Here is a 4,945-nt window from a genome sequence, read left to right on the forward strand (position 1 = left end):
CTCTCCTGGCCTATGGACTTGTGGATAAGCCATTCTGAGAGTAAGGTGAATGAACTAACAAACCGGGAATAGCTCTTATTTTTCCTGAATTTTGTTCCAGATCCCCGGACCTAGCTAAATTAACCCAAATCATCGCACCTTGGGTAAAGACCAAGGCCCAAGCTGCACGCATGAGCATGGATTTATAACCATAACGATCTGCTGCGAACCCCCAAATTGGGGTCATAACAATATTGGCTAACATCGGTAGAACCAGACTTAACATACTATAAAAAACGATGTTAGAGGCTAGTGCTCCTTTTTGAGATGCAATCAATAACGACAAAAAGGGATTCGTCATCTCTAAGGCTAAAATCATGAAAAATTGACTTATTAGAATAAAAGACTGTAGCGATTTAGACATCATTTTTACTCAAAGGATTATTAACCACTGAAAATAAATCTTGATCTGGATTGATATGAAGGCGCATGGTTAGTAATGATTTGTGCTGCCAGGGATTAACGAGTAATTGTTGATGATGCCAATGGTAAAGGGTTGCATCTACTTCTGGTTTAATTTCCTCCAGGATTTGCTCTAAAATTAATTTAATTTGTTGCCATAATAGGGCTCTATCTAATTTAAAGTCTACTACTAAACAGTCAATACACGGTGCTAAATTGCTCAGTAGATTTCCATGAATAAATTTATTGCTTAGTTCTTTTAATTCTGTGCAGGTAATAGTGGAATCCGGATGAAGTTTTGGTTTCTCTACTTGGTCATAGAGCGCATGTTGACAAATTTTTATCCCACCGAGATCCCTAATTACAATACCCACGGAGCGATTGTCTTGAATGATAATTAAAGTATTTTGTTGGTGTGCCTCTAAAGCAATTCCATAAACGAGTAATAAATGTAATTGGCTACGCAAAATTTGTCGTGCATAGTTCATAAAATAATTAACTGGGTTGCTAGAGCTTAATTCAATAAGCTCACTCAATAAGAACTTGCTACTTAAGGGAGAGCATTTGAACAAGGCAGCCAAGGGAATTAATTTTTGGTTTAATTGTAGCCATTTTAATGGGTTCTCACGGACAATAAGTGCTAAATGTTTTTTTTCATTTTCTGCAATAGAGGGATGCTTCGCATGGATCCCCGCAAGATCTCGAGCTAAAAATAATTGCTCTTTATAATAGTGATTTTCTGCAAGTAGTCTATTTAACCACTGAGACAAACTAGACGAGTTGGCAACTGATGCAGGTGAGACTGTCCGTAATGAGGAGGTTGTATGAACCCCAACTGCTAATTTTAGATGAGGACTATGGGGGGTAAGGGGCATCATAGTGCGAAACGACATGGAGGGTTTAGTTACTTGAAAAACGGAGTTCACGATAAATTGCTTCTGTTGGACTAGAGGTTCAGCCAAGGTTTTTAATTTATTTGTCCATTGCCAGGGATGAAGGGGCAAGGGATAATATTCGTCAGCTGGTACTCCCTGGGTTCGCAGCGCTTCTCGCCATAGGCTATATTCCTTGGGGAAATGAGTGCTAAATAACCAATGAAAATCCTTACCGGGAGTTGACGTATACGCTAAGGAACGATGCAGAGCTGACCAGGAGAGACTTACCTTAGCATTAAACTCGGGCGAATACTCTAAAATTTCTTGACGACTAAAGCCCATTTTAGCTCTAAAATTAGGATGATAAGGATGCCCAGTACAACCCCATTGCTCTAAAAAGTTAAGCAATTCTTGCGGGGGGAGCCCTTTTAGCCAAGACCACAAATAAGGAGTTTTTTTCGCCTGCTGTTTTAGCATTTTATGCCACTGACATTGGTACGCTAAAGCAAGCGTTTGGTTGATAATACTTTCATTTAATTCATGGTGTAATGTCTTCCAATTTTTGAGTTCCAATTGGTGTTGATAAGAATAAAGCTTTAATTGCTCCAAATAAGATCCTATAGAGGCACAGCTTATTTTTTTATCAATTAAACCTTCCGCAACAGCTGCTCTTTGCAGGCGATGAACACATTGCTGGTAGGACTTAATAAAAAATTGCTGTATTTGTTTGAGGGAAAGACTAATGCCATTATTTGATAGCAAGGTGCGCAATTGGCCGTTCAATTCATCAGTCTGAGTTGTTAATAACATCATTTACATCATCCTCTTTATAGCCATTATATCAAATGAGAACTATTCTCATTTGAAATATAATCGATAATGATTATCATTTGCAATATAAAAAGCGGATTTTTTAAACAAAATTTAAAAATTAACGACTAGTTGTAAAGCGTAGGTATTTAATATTTTCGAAGTCCCGAATATGGTTTTATTTAAGCCTGAAGCAACATCTTGCTTGGCATATTCATAATCTTTAAAATATTGAAATTGTAAATTAAGGTATTGTTTAGGATAAGCAGCAAATCCCCAACCTATTCGCTGTTTAGGTATTCTTAAGGCTAGGGCTTCGTAAGAATAATCATAAAGTCCTATTAGTTTCACCGGCCTATTTTTAAGCATGATAGTGTAGGTTGTTTGTAGACTAAAAGCATGGGGGGAGGCGCCTGTCCCATCAAAACTAAGTTCTCTCATTAGAAAGGGACGAACTGCACTAACATAGGTTAGATAAAAGCCTATTTTTTGGTAATTTATATTGGCATAGGCAGCGAAACCGGGCACTTTGCTATGAATGCGCTGTTCTAAAAAACCACCAAAACCTTTATTGTATTGAAAAAGTTGACTCTCCGCTAATGAGTATATATAGCTCGCTCCGATATCATAATATTGCTTATGTGTTCCTATATTTAAATTATAAAAAGGCAGGGAATGGGAAGCAATTTTAGAATAAGGAGTGAATAGGGAGACATTTGAATAAAAAGCTGCATCAAAACCAAGAACAGCAGCCGCCTCATTGGTTTGTCCCAGTGCTTTGGTTAGCGGTTTATAAATTAAATCGGTTTTATAGTTTCCAAAGTTAATCCATTTTTTACCGCCATCAAAATACATGTTTGAACCAGGTATTTTAAATTGATTATAAAGTTGATCAAAATAAAGCTGTGGGTTAATAGGGGTGGGAACGGTATTATAAATTAATAAGCTTTTTGCTTTATTCCAGTCATTAAGCATTAATTCCGAGCCCAATTTAACATTGGATAACTGTTGATTAAGTAAATACCGTTCACCTTGAGCTGCTGAATTCGTCGCATTAAAAAATAGATGACCCTCATATGAAAATTGCTTACTCTCTGTATTTAGTGCTTTCGCATAGCTAGTGAAGTTGAACAAGAAAATTAGCGCTGTACAAAAAATTAATCTGATCATTGATGGCGAATGATGATGAACTAGCCACTCATCCTAATTGATAATGATAATCATTATCAATTTAATTTGTGTAAAAATAAATCGTCTTGAAAATAAATTTTTGCTTTATTAGAAATTTATCTTAGAATTTAATTACTTATCTAACTATTTTTTATTATGCCAGGCACAAGTTTATTAACACTTATTGATGATATTTCGAGCGCACTAGATGATGTGGCCCTTATGACTAAGGTTGCAGCTCAAAAAACAGGTGCTGTCTTAGGCGATGATCTAGCTTTGAATGCGCAACAAATAATAGGTATTCATGCGAACAGAGAGCTTCCCGTGGTGTGGGCTGTGGCAAAAGGCTCATTTATTAATAAATTAATTCTAGTCCCCTTAGCTTTATTAATTAGCTTTTTTGCACCCTATCTTGTTACCATTCTTTTAATGCTGGGGGGCTTGTACTTATGTTTCGAGGGTTACGAAAAGCTCATTGAAAAATTTTTGCCCCATGATGTGGTACATCCTGAACAAACAATGAATTTGCAAACTGGGGATCTTCACCAATTTGAACAAGACAAAGTTAGAGGTGCTGTACGCACTGATTTTGTTTTGTCCGCTGAAATTATTGTAATTACTTTAGGGACTGTAGCGTCCAATTCCTTAATGCAGCAATTAATCGTTTTAACCCTTATTTCTTTGCTCATGACCGTGGGTGTTTATGGTTTGGTCGCCTGTATTGTGAAATTGGACGATTTAGGGCTTATTTTGCGTGAAAAAAAGAGACCTTTAAAGCAAATGGGACTTTTTTTAATTGGGGCTGCACCAATACTGATGAAGCTTTTAGCGGTAGTAGGTACTGTTGCTATGTTTTTAGTAGGGGGAGGTATTATTGCCCATGGCCTTCCTTTTTTTCATCATTATATCGATAACGCATCTGCTATAATAAGTTTAGGGATAAATTTTTTTATGGGTTTAGTAGCTGGAGCAATGACAGCTTGCCTCATTTTTATATTCCATAAAATTAAAGCGCAGGTTTATGGTTTTCAAAAAAGGAAGTAAAATATAAAACCGCTCCGTTTTAATTAACTTTACTATGACTAATCAAAATCTAAATCTTATAACATGTCCGACCTGTGGTAAAAAAAATACATGGCGACTTGATAATTCCTTTAGACCTTTTTGCTCAGATCGCTGTAAAATGATAGATCTTGGTGAATGGGCAAGTGAAACACGAAAGATACCTAGTGACCCGATTGATTTTACTAGGGAGTCAATCGATAAAAATGAAAGAGATGAATGAATTGCTAAAAACTTACCTGCGGGTGAGGTTTTGCAAGGAAGCTAGGCCTGTCGTATAAACGCTTCGATTTTATTAACCACATAAACTATAAACTCAGGGTGAATTTTGATTTTAGCACTTCCTGCCTCAGGAGTTTGTAAGGCAATAACTTCAAGCAGTGTGTCCTTTGCATCGGTATTAATGGAGTTAACAGTAGTTTTAGTATCTTCACCATATTTATCAGAATCAATACGACCATTCCCATGAATAACTCATGTTACGCACATAAACTTGTAGTTTGACTAAAAAGCATTAGAATTCCGCCCTTAATTTTAGGGAGGGAATTAAATGGATATGCTTGATCTTTATAGTGATTATTTGATTT

Annotated in this window: 5 protein-coding genes; 2 read left to right on the top strand and 3 right to left on the bottom strand. The window is 36.4% G+C overall.

Translation table 11 applies throughout. The features are described 5' to 3' along the window. Positions 1 to 10: 10 nt before the first annotated feature. The 3 genes from ELY15_RS13285 to ELY15_RS13295 form a co-directional block, all read right to left on the bottom strand. A complete protein-coding gene (locus ELY15_RS13285) occupies positions 11 to 406 on the bottom strand; it encodes a hypothetical protein (RefSeq protein ID WP_305033813.1) in 396 nt (131 codons plus the stop codon). Continuing rightward, entirely contained in the window at positions 396 to 2,129 is a 1,734-nt protein-coding gene (locus ELY15_RS13290; protein ID WP_127100831.1) for an IucA/IucC family siderophore biosynthesis protein, read from the bottom strand. The genes ELY15_RS13285 and ELY15_RS13290 overlap by 11 nt, the downstream gene beginning before the upstream one ends. Before the next feature lie 111 nt (positions 2,130 to 2,240). After that, entirely contained in the window at positions 2,241 to 3,296 is a 1,056-nt protein-coding gene (locus tag ELY15_RS13295; protein WP_127100833.1) for an LbtU family siderophore porin, read from the bottom strand. A gap of 156 nt (positions 3,297 to 3,452) precedes the next feature. Between ELY15_RS13295 and ELY15_RS13300 the strand changes: the two genes are divergently transcribed. Together ELY15_RS13300 and yacG are read left to right on the top strand one after the other, a co-directional pair. Further along, positions 3,453 to 4,340 carry a DUF808 domain-containing protein gene (locus ELY15_RS13300; protein ID WP_127100834.1) on the top strand — a complete coding sequence of 296 codons (888 nt, stop codon included), beginning with the start codon at positions 3,453 to 3,455 and terminating at the stop codon, positions 4,338 to 4,340. A 34-nt stretch (positions 4,341 to 4,374) separates the two neighbouring features. Then, positions 4,375 to 4,581, top strand: a complete 207-nt coding sequence (gene yacG / locus ELY15_RS13305) for a DNA gyrase inhibitor YacG (RefSeq protein WP_127100836.1) — start codon at positions 4,375 to 4,377, stop codon at positions 4,579 to 4,581. Positions 4,582 to 4,945 lie beyond the last annotated feature (364 nt).

Source organism: Legionella sp. km772 (genome assembly GCF_003989735.1).
Classification (GTDB): Bacteria; Pseudomonadota; Gammaproteobacteria; order Legionellales; family Legionellaceae; genus Legionella.

Bases quoted from the DNA above. Each gene is read 5' to 3' on its own strand.
- ELY15_RS13285 (WP_305033813.1), bottom strand. From the start codon at position 406: ATGATGTCTAAATCGCTACAGTCTTTTATTCTAATAAGTCAATTTTTC.
- ELY15_RS13290 (WP_127100831.1), bottom strand. From the start codon at position 2,129: ATGATGTTATTAACAACTCAGACTGATGAATTGAACGGCCAATTGCGC.
- ELY15_RS13295 (WP_127100833.1), bottom strand. From the start codon at position 3,296: ATGATCAGATTAATTTTTTGTACAGCGCTAATTTTCTTGTTCAACTTC.
- ELY15_RS13300 (WP_127100834.1), top strand. From the start codon at position 3,453: ATGCCAGGCACAAGTTTATTAACACTTATTGATGATATTTCGAGCGCA.
- yacG (WP_127100836.1), top strand. From the start codon at position 4,375: ATGACTAATCAAAATCTAAATCTTATAACATGTCCGACCTGTGGTAAA.